Below are 19,226 nucleotides of genomic sequence, written 5' to 3'. Positions count from 1 at the left end.
CGTGTTATTCGCCGCCCTGATCCGAGTCGGTCGGACGTTCCGCTGCGACGTCCCGCTCGGCTCGTTCCTGCTCGCGGCGCTCCCGCTCGATCCTCTCGGCGACCGCGTAGGGGTCGGTGACACGCCCGCCGCTCGCGGCCGCAATCAGCGGGAGCTTCTCGAAGGTGACGACGGGCAGAGACTTCTCGCCGCCGTCGACCAGCTCCGCGCGCGCCCAGCCGGCCCGCTTGGGGAAGCGGAAGCCCTTGACCTCGTCCCACGTGATCACCTCGCTGGTGAACATCCGGCGCACGTGCAGCCCCTGGGTGTCGACGACCGTGCGGACGCGCAGCATCCAGTACGCGACCCCGATCGGCACGATCCACAGCACCGACACCCACGGCGGGCTGGCGAAGATCACGAAGCTCAGGCCGAAGGCCAGGAGCAGGACGCCGAGCAGGCCGAGGCTCGAGATCTGGATGGTTTGCCGAGTCGCCTCGGCGGTGTGGGAGGATGACTGTGGTGGCACGGGCTGCGATGGGGACGACACCTCACCATCCTCGCATTGCAGCCGGCGCTCTCACATTCTGGGACAGTGACTCACCAAAGTTGACTGTTCACCCTTGACGCGCCTACCTTCTAACGCGTGAAGCAGAATGAGTTCCTCGTAATCGGCCGGCGCGTCGTCGCCTGAGTCGATTTCGAAGTCAACTCGCAAAGCACGACGCGCCACCCTCGCACAGCAGACATTGCTGGCGGGGGTTTTTTGTTGCCCGGACACAGCTCGACTCGTCAACACCAGAGGAATCACCAGTGAGCGCACCAACCGCACGGCCGCAGCCCACGCCGCGCAAGGCCGGGGCCCAGCCCGGTCCCACGGCCGCCACCCCCCAGTCCGGAGCGCGACGCCAGGTCGCCCCCGAGCGGGTCACCGGCGCCCAGTCCGTGGTCCGCGCCCTCGAGGAGCTCGAGGTTGACACGGTCTTCGGCATTCCGGGCGGCGCGGTTCTCCCCGTCTACGACCCGCTCTTCGACTCGACGAAGGTGCGTCACGTCCTCGTCCGTCACGAGCAGGGCGCAGGTCACGCCGCCACCGGGTACGCCCAGGCGACCGGCAAGGTCGGCGTCTGCATGGCAACGTCCGGACCTGGCGCCACGAACCTGGTGACCCCCCTCGCGGACGCCCAGATGGACTCGGTTCCCGTCGTCGCGATCACCGGCCAGGTCGGCCGCGGACTGATCGGCACCGACGCCTTCCAGGAAGCCGACATCTCCGGCATCACCATGCCGATCACCAAGCACAACTTCCTCATCACCGACGGCATCGACATCCCGCGGATCATGGCGGAGGCGTTCTACCTGGCGTCGTCCGGTCGTCCGGGCGCCGTCCTCGTCGACATCCCGAAGGACGTCCTGCAGGCGCAGACCACGTTCTCGTGGCCGCCGGAGATGCGACTGCCCGGCTACCGGCCGGTGTCCAAGCCGCACGGCAAGCAGGTCCGCGAGGCGGCCCGGCTGATCGCCGAGTCCACGTCGCCCGTGTTCTACGTCGGTGGCGGCGTCATCAAGGCCGAGGCGTCGGCCGAGCTGCTCGAGCTCGCCGAGCTGACCGGAATCCCGGTGGTCACCACGCTGATGGCCCGTGGCGCGTTCCCCGACAGCCACCAGCTGCACTGCGGCATGCCCGGCATGCACGGCGCCGTCGCGGCCGTCGCGGCGCTGCAGAAGTCCGACCTGCTCATCACGCTCGGTGCGCGCTTCGACGACCGGGTCACCGGCCAGCTCGACTCGTTCGCGCCCGACGCCAAGGTGATCCACGCCGACATCGACCCCGCCGAGATCGGCAAGAACCGGTACGCAGACGTGCCGATCGTCGGTGACTGCCGTGAGGTGATCGTCGAGCTGATCGAGGCGATCCGCGCCGACAAGGCCACCGGCACCACGATGGACCTGACCGCGTGGTGGGAGTACCTGAACGGACTGCGCAACACGTACCCGCTGGCGTACAGCAAGCCGTCCGACGGCGCGCTCTCGCCCGAGTTCGTCATCGAGGCGGTCGGCCGGCTCGCCGGACCCGACGCCGTGTACTGCGCCGGCGTCGGCCAGCACCAGATGTGGGCCGCGCAGTTCGTGAAGTACGAGAAGCCGCGCACGTGGCTCAACTCGGGTGGCCTCGGCACCATGGGCTACGCGGTTCCCGCCGCGATGGGCGCCAAGATGGGCGCGCCGGAGAAGGAAGTCTGGGCCATCGACGGTGACGGCTGCTTCCAGATGACCAACCAGGAGCTCGCGACCTGCGCGGTCGAGGGCGTCCCGATCAAGGTCGCGCTCATCAACAACGGCAACCTCGGCATGGTGCGGCAGTGGCAGACGCTCTTCTACGAGGAGCGATACTCCAACACCAACCTCGGCACCCACGGAACCGTCCGCATCCCGGACTTCGTGAAGCTCGGTGAGGCGCTCGGTTGCCACGCCATCCGCGTGGAGCGGGAAGAGGACGTGGAGGCCGCGATCCGCGAGGCGCAGTCCATCAACGACCGTCCCGTCGTCATCGACTTCATCGTGGGCGCCGACGCCCAGGTGTGGCCGATGGTCGCCGCAGGCACCAGCAACGACGAGATCCAGGCGGCGCGGGGCTTCCGTCCGCTGTTCGACGACGACGAGGCTGCCTCGGAGCCTGCCGTCATCCACGAGGCGATGGACCGCGAGCAGAACGCCGCCGGCGACGCTGCTGCACAGAATTCGGAGGACACCAAGTGAGCACGAGTCACACCCTCAGCGTTCTCGTCGAGGACAAGCCGGGCGTGCTGGCGCGTGTCGCCGCACTGTTCTCCCGGCGTGGATTCAACATCGAGTCCCTCGCGGTCGGAGGAACCGAGCTTCCCGAGATCTCGCGAATGACGATCGTCGTCACAGTCGACGAGTTCCCGCTCGAGCAGGTGACCAAGCAGCTCAACAAGCTCGTGAACGTCATCAAGATCGTCGAGCAGGAGGGTGAGGCGTCGGTGGCGCGCGAACTCGTGCTCATCAAGGTGCGCGCCGATGCCAGCGTGCGCACTCAGGTCATCGAGACGGTGAATCTGTTCCGCGCCAAGGTGATCGACGTCTCGCCCGAGTCGCTCACGGTCGAGGCGACCGGTACCCGGTCCAAGCTCGATGCACTGCTGCGCATGCTCGACCCGTACGGTATCCGGGAGATCGTGCAGTCCGGCGTCGTGGCGGTCGGACGTGGGCCGAAGTCGATCACGGCCACCCGCTAGCTAAGTTCTACTCATCACGCACGGCTTTTATTCAAGAGGAGAGGTAATACCAGTGGCAGTCGAGATGTTCTACGACGACGATGCCGATCTGTCGATCATCCAGGGCCGCAAGGTCGCTGTGATCGGTTACGGCAGCCAGGGCCACGCGCACTCGCTGAGCCTGCGCGATTCCGGTGTCGATGTCCGCATCGGCCTGAAGGAGGGCTCGAAGTCGCGGGCCAAGGCCGAGGAGCAGGGCCTGACGGTCGGCACCCCCGCCGAGGTCGCCGAGTGGGCCGACGTCATCATGGTGCTCGCCCCCGACACCGCGCAGGCGTCCATCTACACCAACGACATCGAGCCGAACCTCGTGGAGGGCAACGCGCTCTTCTTCGGCCACGGTCTCAACATCCACTTCGGTCTGATCAAGCCTCCGGCGAACGTCACCGTCGGCATGGTCGCCCCGAAGGGCCCCGGCCACCTGGTGCGTCGCCAGTTCGTCGACGGCAAGGGCGTTCCGGCCCTGATCGCCGTTCACCAGGACCCGAAGGGCGAGGGCCAGGCCCTGGCGCTGTCCTACGCGAAGGGCATCGGCGGTACCCGCGCCGGCGTCATCAAGACGGACTTCAAGGAAGAGACCGAGACCGACCTGTTCGGTGAGCAGGCCGTGCTCTGCGGTGGCACCGAGGAGCTCGTCAAGACCGGCTTCGACGTCCTCGTCGAGGCGGGCTACGCGCCCGAGATGGCCTACTTCGAGTGCCTCCACGAGCTCAAGCTGATCGTCGACCTCATGTACGAGGGCGGCATCGCGCGCATGAACTACTCGGTCTCCGACACCGCCGAGTTCGGTGGCTACCTCTCCGGCCCGCGCGTCATCGACGCAGGCACGAAGGACCGGATGAAGGACATCCTCAAGGACATCCAGGACGGCACGTTCGTCAAGCGTCTCGTCGCGAACGTCGAGAACGGCAACACCGAGCTCGAGGGCCTGCGCAAGGAGAACGCCGAGCACGGCATCGAGGTCACCGGCAAGAAGCTGCGCGACCTGATGAGCTGGGTCGATCGCCCCATCACCGAAACTGCGTAAGCAGCTCCGCTGCTCGTGAGTGATCGTCACCCCTGAGCGGGGTGAAAATCACTCACGGGCGCGCAGCGCATGTCGATACCCGATGTTCTCCCGGACGGTGCACACTGTCCGGAAGAACGTCGGGTTTCGTGCTTTCAGGCAGGTGATCGGTGACACGTGAGTCGTTGACGAAGTCGTGGCTTCCGGGGGTCGATGTCGCCCGGACCTACCAGCGGTCCTGGCTGCGGACCGACATCACGGCGGGCATCGCGCTCACCGCGTTGCTGATCCCCGCCGGAATGGGATACGCGCAGGCGGCCGGCCTCCCGCCGGAGACGGGCCTGTACGCGACCATCGTCCCGCTCCTGGTGTACGCCCTCGTCGGGCCGTCGAAGATCCTCGTGCTCGGCCCCGACTCGTCGCTCGCGCCGATCATCGGTGCCGCGGTGCTCCCGCTCGCGGCAGGTGACCCCGAGCGTGCGGTCGCCCTCGCCGGCCTCCTGGCGATCCTGATGGGCGCCATCCTGGTCCTCGGCGGCATCCTTCGGCTCGGCTTCGTCACGGACCTGCTGTCCAAGCCGATTCGGCTGGGCTACCTGAACGGCATCGCGCTCGTCGTGGTCGTCAGCCAGATCCCGAAACTGCTGGGCTTCTCGGTGGACGGGGTGAACCTGATCGACGAGATGCGGGCAACGGTGTCCGCGATCGCGGGAGGGGAGATCGACCCCAGTGCGGCGGCGATCGGCATCGGTGGCATCGCGGTGATCGTGGCGTTCAAGCTCTTCCACAGCCGCATTCCCGGTGTGCTGGTCGCCGTGTTCGGCGCCATCGCCGTCGCCTACTTCCTCGGCCTCGACGACGACATCCCGATGGTCGGCGCACTCCCACAGGGTCTTCCCGCGCCCGCGCTCGGAGGATTGCAGTGGTCGGACGTCGCGGAGTTGATCGGTCCCGCGGCGGGTATCGCGCTGGTGGCGTTCGCCGACACCGGCGTGCTGTCACGGACGTTCGCCGCCCGACGCGGAGAATCCGTCGACGGCAGCCAGGAGATGCGCGCGATCGGTACCGCCAACGTCGCCAGCGGCCTCCTCGGCGGGTTCCCGATGTCGGCCAGTTCGTCCCGGACACCGGTGGCGGAGCAGAACGGGGCGAAGACCCAGCTGACCGGTGTGGTGGGTGCCTTGCTGATCGTGGTGTTCATCCTGGTCGCACCGGGCCTCACCGGATACCTTCCGGAGGCGGCCCTCGCCGCTGTCGTGATCGTCGCGGCGACCTCGCTGGTCGACATCCGCAGCATCGTGGACATGTGGTCGATGAGCCGGGTCGAGACGGTTTTGGCGATCGCGGCGTTCCTGGGGGTCGCATTGGTTGGCGTCCTGGAAGGGATCGTCGTCGCCATTGCACTCTCGTTCGTCGCCGTCGTGGTCCACGCGTGGCGTCCGTACCGCACCGAACTGGTGGCGGTGCCCGGGATCGACGGGTACCACGACATCAAACGCAATCCGACCGGACATCGGATCCCCGGTCTCGTGATCATCCGGTTCGACGCGCAGCTGTTCTTCGCGAACGGCGCCATCTTCGACGACTATGCGCGCCGTGTCGTCGCGCGCTCTCCCGAACCGGTGCGGTGGGTGATCATCGCGTCCGAGCCGATGACGGGGGTGGACACGACGGCGATGGACGAGCTCGTCGAACTCGATCAGTACCTGTCCGGCAACGGGATCGAGCTGGTCTTCGCGGAGATGAAGGATCCGGTCAAGGACAAGTTGCAGAGGCTCGGGCTGGGGGAGAGGTTCGGATCCGACCACTTCTATCCGACCCTCGAGACCGCGGTCGAGGCGTTCGAGAATCGGGGTTGACCCCTTCCGGTGGCGTCCACCATGTGGTATTACCCACCCGCGGGGTGATCCCGCGGGGGCGGGGCCACTAAGCTGTCCGCGTCACGAAATTCGTGGGCGCGTCCCGCGACCACCGTTCGTGGACGATCCGCCCAGACACCTAGCAGGGGAGTTCGCTCGTGAGCCAGAATGGCCGTCCCGTCGTACTGATCGCCGACAAGCTCGCACAATCGACCGTCGATGCTCTCGGTGACGGTGTCGAGGTGCGCTGGGTGGACGGTCCGGACCGTCCCGCGCTGCTGGCCGCCGTGCCCGAAGCCGACGCCCTGCTCGTGCGGTCCGCCACCACCGTCGACGCCGAGGTCCTCGCCGTCGCGTCGAAGCTGAAGATCGTCGGTCGCGCAGGCGTCGGCCTGGACAACGTCGACATCCCCGCCGCAACCGAGCGCGGCGTCATGGTCGTCAACGCACCGACCTCGAACATCCACTCGGCCGCCGAGCACGCCGTGTCGCTGCTGCTCTCGACCGCGCGCCAGATCCCGGCCGCCGACCGCACGCTGCGTGAGAAGACGTGGAAGCGCTCGAGCTTCAACGGCACCGAGATCCTCGGCAAGACCGTCGGCGTCGTCGGCCTCGGCCGGATCGGCCAGCTGTTCGCGCAGCGCCTTGCGGCGTTCGAGACGAACCTCATCGCGTACGACCCCTACCTGCCCGCCGCCCGCGCCGCGCAGCTCGGCATCGAGCTCGTCGACATCGACGAGCTCGTCGAGCGCGCCGACTTCATCTCGGTGCACCTGCCGAAGACGAAGGAGACCGCGGGACTGCTGAACGCCGAGCGTCTGGCGAAGGCCAAGGACGGCGTCATCATCGTCAACGCCGCTCGCGGTGGTCTCATCGACGAGGATGCGCTGTACGACGCGCTCGTCGGTGGCAAGGTCCGTGCCGCAGGCCTCGACGTGTTCAACACCGAGCCCTGCACCGACTCGAAGCTGTTCGATCTCGACAACGTCGTCGTCACCCCGCACCTCGGCGCATCCACCTCGGAGGCCCAGGACCGCGCGGGCACCGACGTCGCGAAGAGCGTGCTGCTCGCGCTGGCGGGCGAGTTCGTTCCGGACGCCGTCAATGTCTCCGGTGGCCCGGTCGGCGAAGAGGTCGCGCCGTGGCTCGAGCTCGTCCGCAAGCTCGGTCTGCTCGCGGGCACCCTGTCGCCCGAGGCCGTCCAGAACGTCCAGGTCGTCGTCACCGGTGAGCTGTCCGCCGAGAACGTCGAGATCCTCGGCCTCGCCGCACTGCGCGGCCTGTTCTCCGCGAGCAGCGACGAGGCCGTCACCTTCGTCAACGCGCCGCAGCTCGCCGAGCAGCGCGGCGTGAGCGTCGAGGTCGAGAAGCACAGCGAGGCGCAGTCGCACCGCAGTGCCGTCGAGGTGCGCGCCGTCGCTGCCGACGGCACCGTCACCGCGGTCGCCGGCGCCCTGACCGGTCTGCAGCAGATCGAGAAGATCGTCAACGTCAACAGCCGCAGCTTCGACCTGCGCGCCGAGGGCCACAACATCGTCGTGCACTACGCGGACCGCCCGGGCGTGCTCGGCACGCTCGGCACCGTCCTCGGCAACGCCGGCATCGACATCCAGGCCGCGGCGCTGAGCCAGGACGCCGAGGGCGAGGGCGCCACGGTCATCCTGCGCGTCGACCGCGTTGTCGGCGACGCCGAGGTCGAGCAGATCGTCGAGCAGCTCGACGCTCGCGTCGCGCAGGTCGACCTGTCCTGATCGGTCATCGAAGATCGGCTGTGGCCGCGTCCGTTCGCGAATCGTCGAATCGGACGCGGCCACAGCCGGATTCACCGGTCCTCACGGGTGGCCGGTTCAACGAGGAAGAGAGTGTGTGTTCATGAAGCTTGCGGTCATCCCCGGTGACGGCATCGGTGTCGAGGTCACCGCGGAAGCGTTGAAGGTGCTGCGGAAGCTCGTTCCGGACCTCGAGACCACCGAGTACGACCTCGGTGCCAAGCGCTACAACGAGACCGGTGAGCTGCTGCCGGAGGCGGAGCTTGCGGAGATCCGCGGGCACGACGCGATTCTGCTCGGCGCGATCGGCGATCCCCGACTGGTCGGTCCCGGCATCCTCGAGCGGGGTCTGCTGCTGAACATGCGCTTCCTGCTCGATCACCACGTGAACCTGCGTCCCGCCCGCACCTACCCGGGTTCGAGCTCGCCGCTGGCAGCCAACCCGGACATGGACTTCGTCGTCGTCCGTGAGGGCACCGAGGGGCCGTACACCGGCAACGGCGGCTCCATCCGGGTCGGAACACCGCACGAGGTCGCGACCGAGGTCTCGGTGAACACCTGGTTCGGTGCCGAGCGCGTCGTGCGGTACGCCTTCGAGCTGGCACAGAGCCGCCGCAAGCACCTGACGCTGATCCACAAGACGAACGTGCTCTCCAACGCGGGCCGGATCTGGACCCGCGCGGTCGAGACGGTCGGCGCCGAGTACCCCGACGTCGAGACGGCCTACTGCCACATCGACGCCGCGACCATCTACATGGTCACCGATCCGGGCCGGTTCGACGTGATCGTCACCGACAACCTGTTCGGCGACATCATCACCGACCTCGCGGGCGCGGTCACCGGCGGTATCGGTCTCGCAGCGTCCGGCAACATCGACGCCTCGGGCACCAACCCGTCGATGTTCGAGCCGGTGCACGGTTCGGCGCCGGACATCGCGGGCAAGGGGATCGCCGACCCGACGGCCGCGATCCTGTCCGCCGCTCTGCTGCTGCGTCACCTCGGTCGCGAGGACGACGCCGCGCGAGTCGAGCGGGCAGTCGAGGCCGACCTGGCCGTGCGCGGCGACGGTCCGATCGTCACCACCGAGGTCGGCGACCGGATCGCTGCCGCGGTCTGACCGGTATCTCGCAGAACCCGACAGGGCCCGAGCAGATGGATTCCGCTCGGGCCCTGTGTCATTCGCAGGTCAGTTGACGGTGACGGTCGTTGCCGTGGCCACGTCGCCGAGAAGCTGGGGGATGCGCGCGGTGGCGCGCTGTGACTCGAACTGGCGCTCGTAGGGAACCTCGAGCGCGGCCTTCAGCGTCGGCCAGTCGTTTTCGGTCATGTCCCGGTAGCGCGGTAGCAGCTCACCCTCGACGTAGGTCCACCGGTCCTCGAAGATCGACCAGTCCCAGGCGGGAAGTGGAGTGGTGAGCGTGGCGGCGCGCCCGTCGGGCAGGGTGGCGGTCACGGTGATCGGATCGTGCTCCCGCAGGGCGGGCACCCCGGCGATGGACGGGGAACCGACCATCGTCATGACGTATGTCAGTGCGCCGCCGAGTCCGTCACGGTAGGCGCGGGTGTCGTCCCACAGCTGCCCGACGACCGTGAACTGCTCACGGCGCAACAGTGCCGCATTGCCTGCGGCGATGCGGTCCGGGTCGCCCGACGCGACGTCGTGCCAGGCGGCGAGGACGTCGTCCGGGATCAGGCCCGCGTCGTGGAACTCCTCGATGGCGGGAAGGCCCTCGTGGCTGTAGGCGTAGTGCATCGGCATCAGGTCGTCGAAGATCGCCTTCTGCATGATGACGACGCGCCGGATGAACCAGTCGAGGTCGGTGGTGGTGATGTCGCCCGCACGTTCCGCAAGAGTGCGCAGCCCCTCCGGGAGTTGCGCGATTCCCGCCTCCCCGAAGGCGGATTCGACGGCTCCGAGCACCGTCTGCGCGGTCTTTTGCAGGCCGGGCAGTCCGTACACGGTGTTCGCGAGCTCCATGTCCGCGATGCCGCCACCGAAGTCGCCACCGACCATTCCGCCCATTCCGGCCCACTGCAGTTCCCGGCGGTCCAGTTGGAAGTTCTCGTAGTACCGGTACGACCGGATCATGTTGTCGCGGTTGGCGCTGAACCCGGCGCTCGGATCCCACGCCGCGAGATCGATGCCCGCCTCGGTGGTTGCCTGCACGAGGCGGTACTGGAACAGCAGTGCCGCGTAGTCGGTGGCGGGGCGGCGGGAGCTGCGCGCACTGTCGACCAGGGCTTCGAGCGCCGCGAGATCCGTTGGCAGGGAGGCATTGACGCCACCGGGTGCCTGATCGGCCAGTCGATTGGTCAGCGAAAGGTTGAGCACCGCGTCGAGATCGGACGCGTGCGCGGACGGCACGGCAACGACTGTCGCGGACAGAAGTGCCGCGGGAAGGACGGCGGCGGCGAGACGGGCTGCGAACCGCTTGGGAGACAGGGGCATCGTGCTCTTTCCGGTTGGTGCGGCGACCGGGTGTCCGGTGGGCCGGCTCGGCTCAGTTCTCGTCCAGTTCGGTCAGCAGCCAGTCGACGGTGTGCATCCCGTACAGCTCGGTCAGCCAGCGGTAGGGCTGGGTGACCATGACGGCGTCCGCGCAGTCGAGCGGCTGGTAGGTGATGTCGGTTCCCATCGCGCGGTACCGCTCGACGAGGGCGGCCGTGTCCGCCACGGGGACGACCATGAGGAACGAGTCGTTCGCCCGGCAGTTGCTCACGAGCACCTTCGAGGTGGGCGCGGCACCGCGACCGAGGTCGTTGTCCGCGAACACGGCTTGGAACTCGGGGATGTCCGCCGGCCTGACGCCCGAGGTGAACAGCGCCTGCAACGGCAGGAACGGCGTTGTGAAGTAGGCGACCTGGCAGCTTCCTCGGAAATGGTCCGCGAGGGCGCGTCCGGCCGGGGTGAGCTTCTCGTCGATACGCATCTCCGGGTATTGCGCCTCGAGGCCGAGGAGGGTGGCGAAGGCGAAGCCGGCTCCGAGCCCGTCCGCGGAGTTGTCGACGAAGCTGCGCTGGTCGGGAACCATCGCCTCGAGAACCGTCGCGCGCAGGTCGATCTCGGGTGCGTAGTCGGGTTGGTACTCGGCGGCGAATCCGGCCCCGACGCCGCCACCCGCGATCCCGAAGGCGCCGACCGGGCTGTCACGTCGCACGCCCGGCGCCCCGACGTCGAAGGCGGCGCGGACGCCGTTGAGTACCGCCATTCCCGCGTACCGTCCCGCGAAGATGCCATGCGGTGCGGGATCGGCATCGTTGCCGACATCGGTGATCACCGTTGCCGCGCCTGCGCTCCACATCTGGGTGAGCGGTCCGATGGCGGACCACCCGGACGGCTCGATCGGAACCCCTCCGGTCCACTGGCTGGAAGGGTGACATCCGGCGCCCACCGAGTCGTTCGCCTCCTGGTAGGCGATCACGGGCCGCGTTGCGTCCCCTCGGTCGTCCTCGGGAACCATCATGACGGCGGTGCCGATGTCGAGACCGCCGTGGACGTTCTCCGTGACGTACATGAGCTTCCATGCGTCGATCCGCCCCGGCACGACACCGGCGAACTGGAGCTCGAAGGGCTCGGCTCGCAGTAGGGTTCCGGGCTTCTCGTCTCCACGCAGCGGAGGTTCGTCGAAGAACTGGTCGGTACCAGTCAGTCCGTCCCAGATTTCCTGTGGGGTCGCGAACCTCCCGTCCCTGAGGGCGCCCTCCGCGAACTCGGTGAGTACCTCGTCGGGTGCCGGAACGTCGATCGGCACCGCCGTGTCGGGGATGGGGGCGGCAACGGCGGCGCCGATCGGGGTACAGGCGACGAGCGTGCATGCGACGACGGCGAGACGCCGCACATGCCAGCGGCCGGAGGTCGGCACCGGTGTGACTCCGTTCCGGGAGAGCGTGGTTCGCGAATCCGCGTCGTCCCGTCGGGCCGCTCGGGTACCGCGTCGAGGACGCGCAAGTTAACCACAACTCGCATTGGTCACAGGGTCGTTTCGGTACCCGATCTCCCTCGGAGTCGCTGCGGCACCAGGGGAACCGCGAAGGCGGGTGCCACTGCCGCAATCGCGAACGCCCCGGCGAATCCGACGGTGCCGATCACGGCACCGAAGGCGGGTCCCACTGTCGCTGCCGCGACGAACTGGCAGGTGTTCTGGACGCCGAGCGCGCGCCCACCCCAGTAGGGTCCGGCAATCTCCGCGACGGAAGTGAACGCGAGACCGTTGGGGGAGACGGTGGTCACCGACGCGATCACCAGCAGCACCACCGCCAGCGGCGAGCCGGTCGTCGCGACGACACCCAGGGCGAGCATCGAGCACACGACGGCGACGGCCACGATGCGCAGCGGCCGCAGGCGGCTGCCGACGCGATCGGACCAGATTCCGACGGCAACGCGACTCGCCGCGCCGAGGAACTGTGCGGCGGTGATGACCAGTCCGGCTGCGGCTTCGGCCCAGCCGACGTCGGTGACGAGCCATACCAGCGCGTACGTCCACACCACGTATTGCGGAACGACGAGCAGTACCGACGCGGCGTGGATGCGCGGCAGGACCGACGACTGCTGGTACGGGTTGGCGAGCAGTCCCTGCGCTTCGGCCTCCTTCCGGTCGGGACGGGGCGGATCGGCGATCCCGACGGCACACGCGACGGCCGCGATCGCGCAGATCGCTGCGGGAAAGGCGAGCGCCCACCCGATTCCGTGGTCGCGGGCCAACAGCGGCATGGTCATGGCGGCGATCGCGACACCGAGTGGCAGCGACATCTGCCTGATCCCCATCGCGAGACCGCGCTGGTGCGGGGGAAACCAGCCGACGACGACCCGGCCGCTCGCGGCGTTGGCGGACGCGGCGCAGGCGCCGCCGATCGCGAGGAACACCGCCAGCGCGACGGTGGACGACGTCGCCGCTGCGGCGGTGACGGCAACCGAGGCGAGAGCGAGGCCGGATGTCAGGACGATGCGCTCCCCGTACCGGTCTGCGATTGCGCCCCAGGCGACCAGAGCGAACACGACGCCGAACACCGGCGCGGAGGCCAGTGTTCCGGCCTGCGTGAGGCTCATGTCGTGCTGCTCGTGCAGCGTCGGGATGAGGAACGCAGTGCCGTTGACCAGGACGGCTTGGGCGGCCTGGGCGAACACGCCGAGCGCGAGGATCGTCCAGCGTCGGGTGGTGCTGACGGTGAACAACGCGGTGCTGGTCATGCTGCAACGGTAGGCACAGCGTCCCAGCCAATGAAAACATGCTCCCAATATGTGGACGAGCGCTACGATCTCGACATGCGTCTAGGTCGAATCGCAAGCCCGGATGGGGTCGCCTTCGTGTCGATCGAGGGAGAGGGGGATGAGCGCACCGCGCGAGAGATCGCGGAGCACCCCTTCGGTAACCCGACCTTCACCGGCAGGAGTTGGCCGCTCGCGGACGTGCGACTGCTCGCGCCGATCCTGGCGAGCAAGGTGATCTGCGTCGGCAAGAACTACGCCGCGCACGCGGCCGAGATGGGCGGAGAGGCCCCCGCCGAGCCGGTCATCTTCCTCAAGCCGAACACCTCGATCGTCGGGCCGGGCGCTCCGATCGTGCTTCCCCCCACCTCGAACGAGGTCCACTTCGAGGGTGAACTCGCCGTGGTCATCGGCAGGCCCTGCAAGGACGTGCCCGCGTCGAAGGCGCTCGACGTCGTGCTCGGCTACACCGTCGCCAACGACGTCTCGGCCCGTGACCATCAGCGCCAGGACGGGCAGTGGACCCGGGCCAAGGGGCACGACACCTTCTGCCCTCTCGGCCCCTGGATCGAGACCTCGCTCGACGCGTCGGACGTCGAGATCACCACCGAGGTCGGTGGTGAGGTCAAGCAGCGGAGCCGTACTTCCCTTCTGCTGCACGACATCCCGAAGATCATCGAGTGGGTGTCCGCGGTGATGACCCTCCTGCCCGGAGACGTGATCCTCACGGGCACGCCGGAAGGCGTCGGCCCGATCGTCGCCGGCGACACCGTCAACGTCACGGTCGAGGGCATCGGGACGCTGAGCAACCCGGTCGTCGCGAAAGGCTGATTCGAACGCGGTCGCACGGCATGGGAGGACTAATCTGGGGTTGATCCCCCGACGACCCTCGACCCAAGTGAGCCATGACCACCAGCGAAGTGCGCGTCCGTTTCTGCCCGTCTCCGACCGGAACCCCGCACGTCGGGCTCGTCCGCACCGCCCTGTTCAACTGGGCGTATGCGCGGCACCACGGCGGCAAGTTCGTCTTCCGTATCGAGGACACCGATGCCGCCCGCGACTCGGAAGAGTCGTACCAGGCGATCCTCGACGCCTTGCGGTGGCTCGGCCTGACCTGGGACGAGGGTCCCGAGGTCGGCGGGCCCTACGAGCCCTACCGGCAGTCCCAGCGGCGTGACCTCCACCTGGAGGTCGTCGCGAAGCTGCTCGAGGCGGGCGAGGCCTACGAGTCGTTCTCGACGCCCGAGGAGGTCGAGGCGCGGCACAAGGCGGCCGGCCGCGACCCCAAGCTGGGGTACGACAACTTCGACCGCGACCTGACGCCGGAGCAGCGGCAGTCGTACCTCGACGAGGGCCGTAAGCCCGTCGTGCGGCTGCGTATGCCCGACCACGACCTGACCTGGGTCGACCTGGTGCGTGGGGAGACGACGTTCAAGGCGGGCACCGTCCCGGACTTCGCGCTGACCCGCGGCAACGGCATTCCGCTGTACACCCTCGTCAATCCGGTCGACGACGCGTTGATGAAGATCACACACGTGCTGCGTGGCGAGGACCTGCTGTCGTCGACGCCGCGTCAGCTCGCGCTGTACGAGGCGCTGCAGCGCGTCGGTGTGGCCGATTTCACCCCGCAGTTCGGCCACCTGCCGTTCGTGATGGGTCAGGGCAACAAGAAGCTCTCCAAGCGTGACCCCGAGTCGAACCTGTTCATCCACCGCGACCGCGGGTTCATCCCAGAGGGGCTGCTCAACTACCTGGCACTGCTGGGGTGGAGCATCGCCGACGACCACGACGTGTTCTCGCTCGACGAGATGGTCGCCGCGTTCGACATCGCCAAGGTGAACTCGAATCCGGCCCGGTTCGACCAGAAGAAGGCCGACGCGATCAACGCAGAGCACATCCGGCTGCTGACCCCGGAGGACTTCGCAGGCCGCCTGCGGGAGTTCCTGACCACGCACGGCCACCCGGTCGACGCCCTCGACGCGGATGCCTTTGCGGTGGCGGCGGACCTGGTGCAGACCCGGATCGTGGTGCTCTCGGATGCGTGGGACCTGCTCAAGTTCCTGTTCGTCTCCGACGACGAGTTCGTGATCGACCCCGCGGCCGCGGCAAAGAACCTCGGTGCCGACGCGGCGCCGGTGCTCGACGCCGCCATCATCGCTCTCGACGGTCTCGGCACGTGGGCGACCGCGGATCTGGAGGCCGCGCTGAAGGCGGCGTTGATCGACGGTCTCGAACTCAAGCCTCGCAAGGCCTTCGCTCCGGTCCGGGTCGCGGTCAGTGGGTCGCACATCAGCCCGCCGCTGTACGAGTCGATGGAGCTGCTCGGACGCCAGACGACGCTCGACCGGCTGCGTTCTGCCCGAGCGCAGATCGGTCAGTAGTCCGGCTCGGCTGGTCGGAGCGCCGATTTCGGCCCTCTGACCAGCCGATTTGGAGAATGACCCCAGGGCTTTGCTATGGTTTCCCTCGTCCGAAACGGAGAGCAACGCCGCGAGGTTGAGCGAGCCGCTGAGGTCATTGGGGTATGGTGTAATTGGCAACACAGCGGTTTCTGGTACCGCCATTCTAGGTTCGAGTCCTGGTACCCCAGCGGAAGTTCGGTGAACGTCAACCGAACCGTCCAAGCAGAACGGCACGTTCCCTGGCCCCGTCGTCTAGCGGCCTAGGACGCCGCCCTCTCAAGGCGGTAGCGCGGGTTCGAATCCCGTCGGGGCTACCACGGAGAGCGTGCCGAACATCATCTGCTGAGGCATTCCTGGCCCCGTCGTCTAGCGGCCTAGGACGCCGCCCTCTCAAGGCGGTAGCGCGGGTTCGAATCCCGTCGGGGCTACAACGAGAAAGACCCTCCGGTGTATACCGGAGGGTCTTCTGCGTAGTGGAGGCGGTGGAAGTCCGTCAGCCGCTCTTGCGCCGGAATTCGCGCTTGTGATCGGACGGACCGTGTGACTGGTGGATCTTGGAGTCCCCGGCGGGCGCGTTGCCGTGTTTCGAATGCTGATGGCTCTTGCGCTCGAGTGCTTCCCGGAACTGTTCCTTGATGTGTTCGCTCTCGGATTCGGTCACGATGCGTTCCTCCTCGATTGGTCGAGTCCGGTTCGGTGGTCGCATCGTGACCGTACCCTCGTCCGCGCCGTGCGTCGCGGGCATTTTCCGGTGTTTCAGGTATTGCCGAGCTACAGGTACTGGGCGGTGCTGCCGCTGACGGGCATCTCCGGAAGCCCCAGCTTCCGGTGGTCCCACGACCGCACCCGGTCGGCCTTCACCCGGACCGCGACCCGCTTGTTCGCCATCATCGCGATCGCCGGGTCGGCCTCCTTCGTGTAGGGGCCCGTGTAGCGCTCCCACACGCTGACGCAGACGGACCAGAGTGCGTCGTGGTCGTCGATGATCTCGGCGGTGCCCTCGAACGACACTCCGCGGAGCGTGTCGTAGGTGTTGCCGTCCTCGATCATGACCGTGATCCGGTTGTCGCGTCGCAGGTTGAGTACCTTCTGGGACTTGGCCTTCGTCTCGAACCAGAGTTCTCCGTCGACGATCGCGTACCACATGGCGATCAGGTGCGGAGTGCCGCTCGGCCCGATCGTCGCCATGGTGGCGACACGGCTCTGATGCATGAACTCGGAGATCTCGGTGTCCGTCATCGTGATCTGCGAGCGTTGTTTGGTGCCCACTGCGGCGCCCTGCCTTTCGGGTGTACTGGAACGTGTTCCTCCCAGCACTGTGCCACGCGCGAGGGCGCCCCGGGCGGGTCGCGGAAGATTCAGAGCCGCTTGTGCAGCGCTTCCGCGGCGTGGAGCAGGTCCGACGCCCATCGGGCACCGGGCCGGCGGCCCATCCGGTCGATCGGCCCGGACACCGAGATCGCCGCGACGACGGCGCCGGTGCGGTCGCGGACCGGCGCGGCCACGCTCGCGACACCCTGCTCACGTTCGGCGGCGCTCTGCGCCCAGCCGCGCTTGCGGACCTCGGCGAGAACCCGGTCGCTGAACAGCGCGTCGGGCAGGACGGAACGCTGGACCTGAGCGTCGGCCCACGCGAGAAGGACCTTGGCGCCGGACCCTGCGGTCATGGGCAGTCGCGCGCCGACGAGGACGGTGTCGCGCAGTCCGGTCGGGGGCTCCATCGACGCGATGCACACTCGCTGCAGACCTTCACGGCGGTACAGCTGCACACTCTCGCCGGTGATCTCGCGAAGGCGGGGCAGCACCATCGCCGCGGCTTCGAGGAGATTGTCATTGGCGGTGGGTGCCAGGTCCGCAAGTCCGGGTCCGGTGCGCCACAGGCCGTCGGCGTCGCGGCTGAGGAGGCGATGGACCTCGAGGCCGACGGCGAGGCGATGTGCGGTGGCCCGCGGCAGTCCGGTTCTCGCGCAGAGCTCTCCAAGGCTGCAGGGCGCGTCGGCGACGGCGTGCAGCACCGACATGGCCTTGTCGAGTACCCCGATCCCGCTGGTGACCGCCTGAGCGCTATGCTTTCTCATAGATCGGATACTAACGTCTCGCATTGTGGGATGGAAATTCGAGGTGTGGACATGATGCGAGGGATGATGGACATCGGATCTCGCCGGACCAGCCCGTAGTCCGCGAGGTACGTGCCGCTCGCGCGGCAGCAAACCTGTGCCGCTCCCGGGTGAGCGACGAATCACGAAGAGGTGGAGAACATGGCCAGCAGAGGGCGCACACTGGCGGAGAAGGTGTGGGATCAGCACGTCGTCGTTCGAGGCGAGGGTGAAGGGGCCGCACGCGAGCCCGACCTGATCTACATCGACCTGCACCTGGTGCACGAGGTGACCAGTCCGCAGGCGTTCGACGGACTTCGCTTGGCGGGTCGGCAGCTCCGCCGCCCCGACCTGACGATCGCGACCGAGGACCACAACGTTCCGACCCTCGACATCGACAAGCCGATCGCGGATCCCGTGTCCCGTTTGCAGGTGGACACCTTGCGGCGCAACTGCGAAGAGTTCGGGGTCCGGCTGCACCCGATGGGTGACCTCGAACAGGGCATCGTGCACGTCGTCGGTCCGCAGCTCGGCCTGACCCAGCCCGGTATGACGGTGGTGTGCGGCGACAGTCACACCTCGACGCACGGCGCGTTCGGTTCCATCGCAATGGGAATCGGAACCAGCGAGGTCGAGCACGTGATGGCCACGCAGACCCTGTCGCTGCGCCCGTTCAAGACGATGGCGATCAACATCGACGGCGAATTGCCCGACGGGGTCACGAGCAAGGACCTGATTCTCGCGGTCATCGCCAAGATCGGAACGGGCGGCGGCCAGGGTTACGTCCTCGAGTATCGCGGCGAGGCGATCCGCAAGCTGTCGATGGAAGCTCGAATGACGATCTGCAACATGTCGATCGAGGCAGGTGCCCGCGCAGGCATGATCGCGCCCGACGAGACGACCTACGAGTTCCTCAAGGGTCGCCCGCACGCGCCCACGGGTTCGGACTGGGACGCCGCCGTTGCCGCGTGGAACGAGCTGAAGACCGACGACGACGCGGTTTTCGACGCCGAGGTGCACCTCGACGGTGCCGCTCTGACCCCGTTCGTCACGTGGGGTACGAACCCCGGGCAGGGCGCTCCGCTCGGTGCGTCGGTTCCGGTTCCCGCCGAGATCGCCGACGAGGGGGAGCGCGCCGCGGCCGAGAAGGCGCTCGCCTACATGGGGTTGGAGGGGGGAACCCCGCTTCGCGAGATTCCGATCGACACCGTGTTCGTCGGGTCGTGCACGAACGGACGGATCGAGGATCTGCGCGCGGTCGCCGGAGTCCTCAACGGCCGCAAGGTTGCCGACGGCGTTCGGATGCTGGTCGTCCCCGGTTCGATGCGCGTGCGTGCGCAGGCCGAAGACGAGGGCCTCGGCGAGATCTTCACGGCCGCAGGGGCGGAATGGCGCCAGGCCGGGTGCTCGATGTGCCTGGGAATGAACCCGGATCAGCTGGCGCCCGGTGAGCGGTCGGCGTCCACCTCGAACCGCAACTTCGAGGGACGGCAGGGCAAGGGTGGTCGTACCCACCTGGTTTCGCCGCTCGTGGCGGCCGCGACCGCGGTGCGCGGAACGCTCTCGGCGCCGTCCGACCTCGACTAGACATTCGGAATCAGGAGGAGAAT

General features: G+C 67.8%; 16 protein-coding genes and 3 tRNA genes. 12 read left to right on the top strand and 7 right to left on the bottom strand.

Annotated elements, in window-relative coordinates; translation table 11 throughout:
* Positions 1-4: 4 nt before the first annotated feature.
* Positions 5-508, bottom strand: coding sequence for a PH domain-containing protein (locus FFS72_RS16450; protein WP_249353364.1), 504 nt, complete (start codon positions 506-508; stop codon positions 5-7).
* 284 nt (positions 509-792) lie between these two features.
* Between FFS72_RS16450 and FFS72_RS16445 the strand changes: the two genes are divergently transcribed.
* The 6 genes from FFS72_RS16445 (at position 793) to FFS72_RS16420 (ending at position 9,029) form a co-directional block, all read left to right on the top strand.
* Positions 793-2,739, top strand: a complete 1,947-nt coding sequence (locus tag FFS72_RS16445; RefSeq protein ID WP_137874941.1) for an acetolactate synthase large subunit — start codon at positions 793-795, stop codon at positions 2,737-2,739.
* Positions 2,736-3,239 carry an acetolactate synthase small subunit gene (gene ilvN / locus FFS72_RS16440; protein WP_050067058.1) on the top strand — a complete coding sequence of 168 codons (504 nt, stop codon included), beginning with the start codon at positions 2,736-2,738 and terminating at the stop codon, positions 3,237-3,239. Before FFS72_RS16445 ends, ilvN begins: the two co-directional genes overlap by 4 nt.
* Positions 3,240-3,303: 64 nt before the next feature.
* Positions 3,304-4,305 carry a ketol-acid reductoisomerase gene (ilvC, locus tag FFS72_RS16435; RefSeq protein ID WP_171018717.1) on the top strand — a complete coding sequence of 334 codons (1,002 nt, stop codon included), beginning with the start codon at positions 3,304-3,306 and terminating at the stop codon, positions 4,303-4,305.
* Positions 4,306-4,454: 149 nt separating this feature from the next.
* Positions 4,455-6,143, top strand: a complete 1,689-nt coding sequence (locus FFS72_RS16430) for a SulP family inorganic anion transporter (RefSeq protein WP_249353363.1) — start codon at positions 4,455-4,457, stop codon at positions 6,141-6,143.
* A 158-nt stretch (positions 6,144-6,301) separates the two neighbouring features.
* Positions 6,302-7,894: a phosphoglycerate dehydrogenase gene (gene serA / locus FFS72_RS16425; protein WP_137874940.1), complete on the top strand. Its 1,593-nt coding sequence runs from the start codon at positions 6,302-6,304 to the stop codon at positions 7,892-7,894.
* A 121-nt stretch (positions 7,895-8,015) separates the two neighbouring features.
* Positions 8,016-9,029: a 3-isopropylmalate dehydrogenase gene (locus FFS72_RS16420; RefSeq protein ID WP_050067235.1), complete on the top strand. Its 1,014-nt coding sequence runs from the start codon at positions 8,016-8,018 to the stop codon at positions 9,027-9,029.
* Between the two features lie 69 nt (positions 9,030-9,098).
* Here the strand turns inward: FFS72_RS16420 and FFS72_RS16415 are convergent, their stop codons facing one another.
* The 3 genes from FFS72_RS16415 to FFS72_RS16405 all read right to left on the bottom strand — a co-directional run bounded on the left by FFS72_RS16415 (position 9,099) and on the right by FFS72_RS16405 (position 13,100).
* Entirely contained in the window at positions 9,099-10,361 is a 1,263-nt protein-coding gene (locus tag FFS72_RS16415) for a hypothetical protein (protein ID WP_137874939.1), read from the bottom strand.
* A gap of 52 nt (positions 10,362-10,413) precedes the next feature.
* Positions 10,414-11,775: a lipase family protein gene (locus tag FFS72_RS16410; RefSeq protein WP_249353362.1), complete on the bottom strand. Its 1,362-nt coding sequence runs from the start codon at positions 11,773-11,775 to the stop codon at positions 10,414-10,416.
* A 107-nt stretch (positions 11,776-11,882) separates the two neighbouring features.
* Positions 11,883-13,100 carry an MFS transporter gene (locus FFS72_RS16405; RefSeq protein WP_137874938.1) on the bottom strand — a complete coding sequence of 406 codons (1,218 nt, stop codon included), beginning with the start codon at positions 13,098-13,100 and terminating at the stop codon, positions 11,883-11,885.
* Positions 13,101-13,175: 75 nt separating this feature from the next.
* On the opposite strand from FFS72_RS16405, the gene FFS72_RS16400 reads away from it, so the two are divergent.
* From FFS72_RS16400 to FFS72_RS16380, 5 genes are all read left to right on the top strand, one after another.
* Positions 13,176-13,949 (top strand): fumarylacetoacetate hydrolase family protein, encoded by a 774-nt coding sequence (locus FFS72_RS16400; RefSeq protein ID WP_137874937.1) that lies wholly within the window; start codon positions 13,176-13,178, stop codon positions 13,947-13,949.
* Between the two features lie 74 nt (positions 13,950-14,023).
* Positions 14,024-15,499, top strand: coding sequence for a glutamate--tRNA ligase (gene gltX / locus FFS72_RS16395; RefSeq protein WP_137874936.1), 1,476 nt, complete (start codon positions 14,024-14,026; stop codon positions 15,497-15,499).
* Positions 15,500-15,636: 137 nt separating this feature from the next.
* Positions 15,637-15,708: transfer RNA gene (locus FFS72_RS16390), tRNA-Gln, on the top strand.
* Between the two features lie 53 nt (positions 15,709-15,761).
* Positions 15,762-15,837: transfer RNA gene (locus tag FFS72_RS16385), tRNA-Glu, on the top strand.
* Between the two features lie 38 nt (positions 15,838-15,875).
* Positions 15,876-15,948 (top strand) — tRNA-Glu (locus FFS72_RS16380).
* A 65-nt stretch (positions 15,949-16,013) separates the two neighbouring features.
* On the opposite strand, the gene FFS72_RS26510 is transcribed toward FFS72_RS16380, so the two are convergent.
* From FFS72_RS26510 to FFS72_RS16370, 3 genes are all read right to left on the bottom strand, one after another.
* A complete protein-coding gene (locus tag FFS72_RS26510) occupies positions 16,014-16,181 on the bottom strand; it encodes a DUF5302 domain-containing protein (RefSeq protein WP_249353361.1) in 168 nt (55 codons plus the stop codon).
* 110 nt (positions 16,182-16,291) lie between these two features.
* Positions 16,292-16,789, bottom strand: a complete 498-nt coding sequence (locus tag FFS72_RS16375; protein ID WP_137874935.1) for a pyridoxamine 5'-phosphate oxidase family protein — start codon at positions 16,787-16,789, stop codon at positions 16,292-16,294.
* Positions 16,790-16,878: 89 nt separating this feature from the next.
* Positions 16,879-17,598: an IclR family transcriptional regulator gene (locus FFS72_RS16370; RefSeq protein ID WP_137874934.1), complete on the bottom strand. Its 720-nt coding sequence runs from the start codon at positions 17,596-17,598 to the stop codon at positions 16,879-16,881.
* 171 nt (positions 17,599-17,769) lie between these two features.
* Between FFS72_RS16370 and leuC the strand changes: the two genes are divergently transcribed.
* Positions 17,770-19,203, top strand: coding sequence for a 3-isopropylmalate dehydratase large subunit (leuC, locus tag FFS72_RS16365; RefSeq protein ID WP_137874933.1), 1,434 nt, complete (start codon positions 17,770-17,772; stop codon positions 19,201-19,203).
* Positions 19,204-19,226: the final 23 nt, after the last annotated feature.

This window comes from Rhodococcus sp. Q (assembly GCF_005503035.1).
Classification (GTDB): domain Bacteria; phylum Actinomycetota; class Actinomycetes; order Mycobacteriales; family Mycobacteriaceae; genus Rhodococcus_G.
This window is presented reverse-complemented; position numbering and strand designations above follow the sequence as displayed.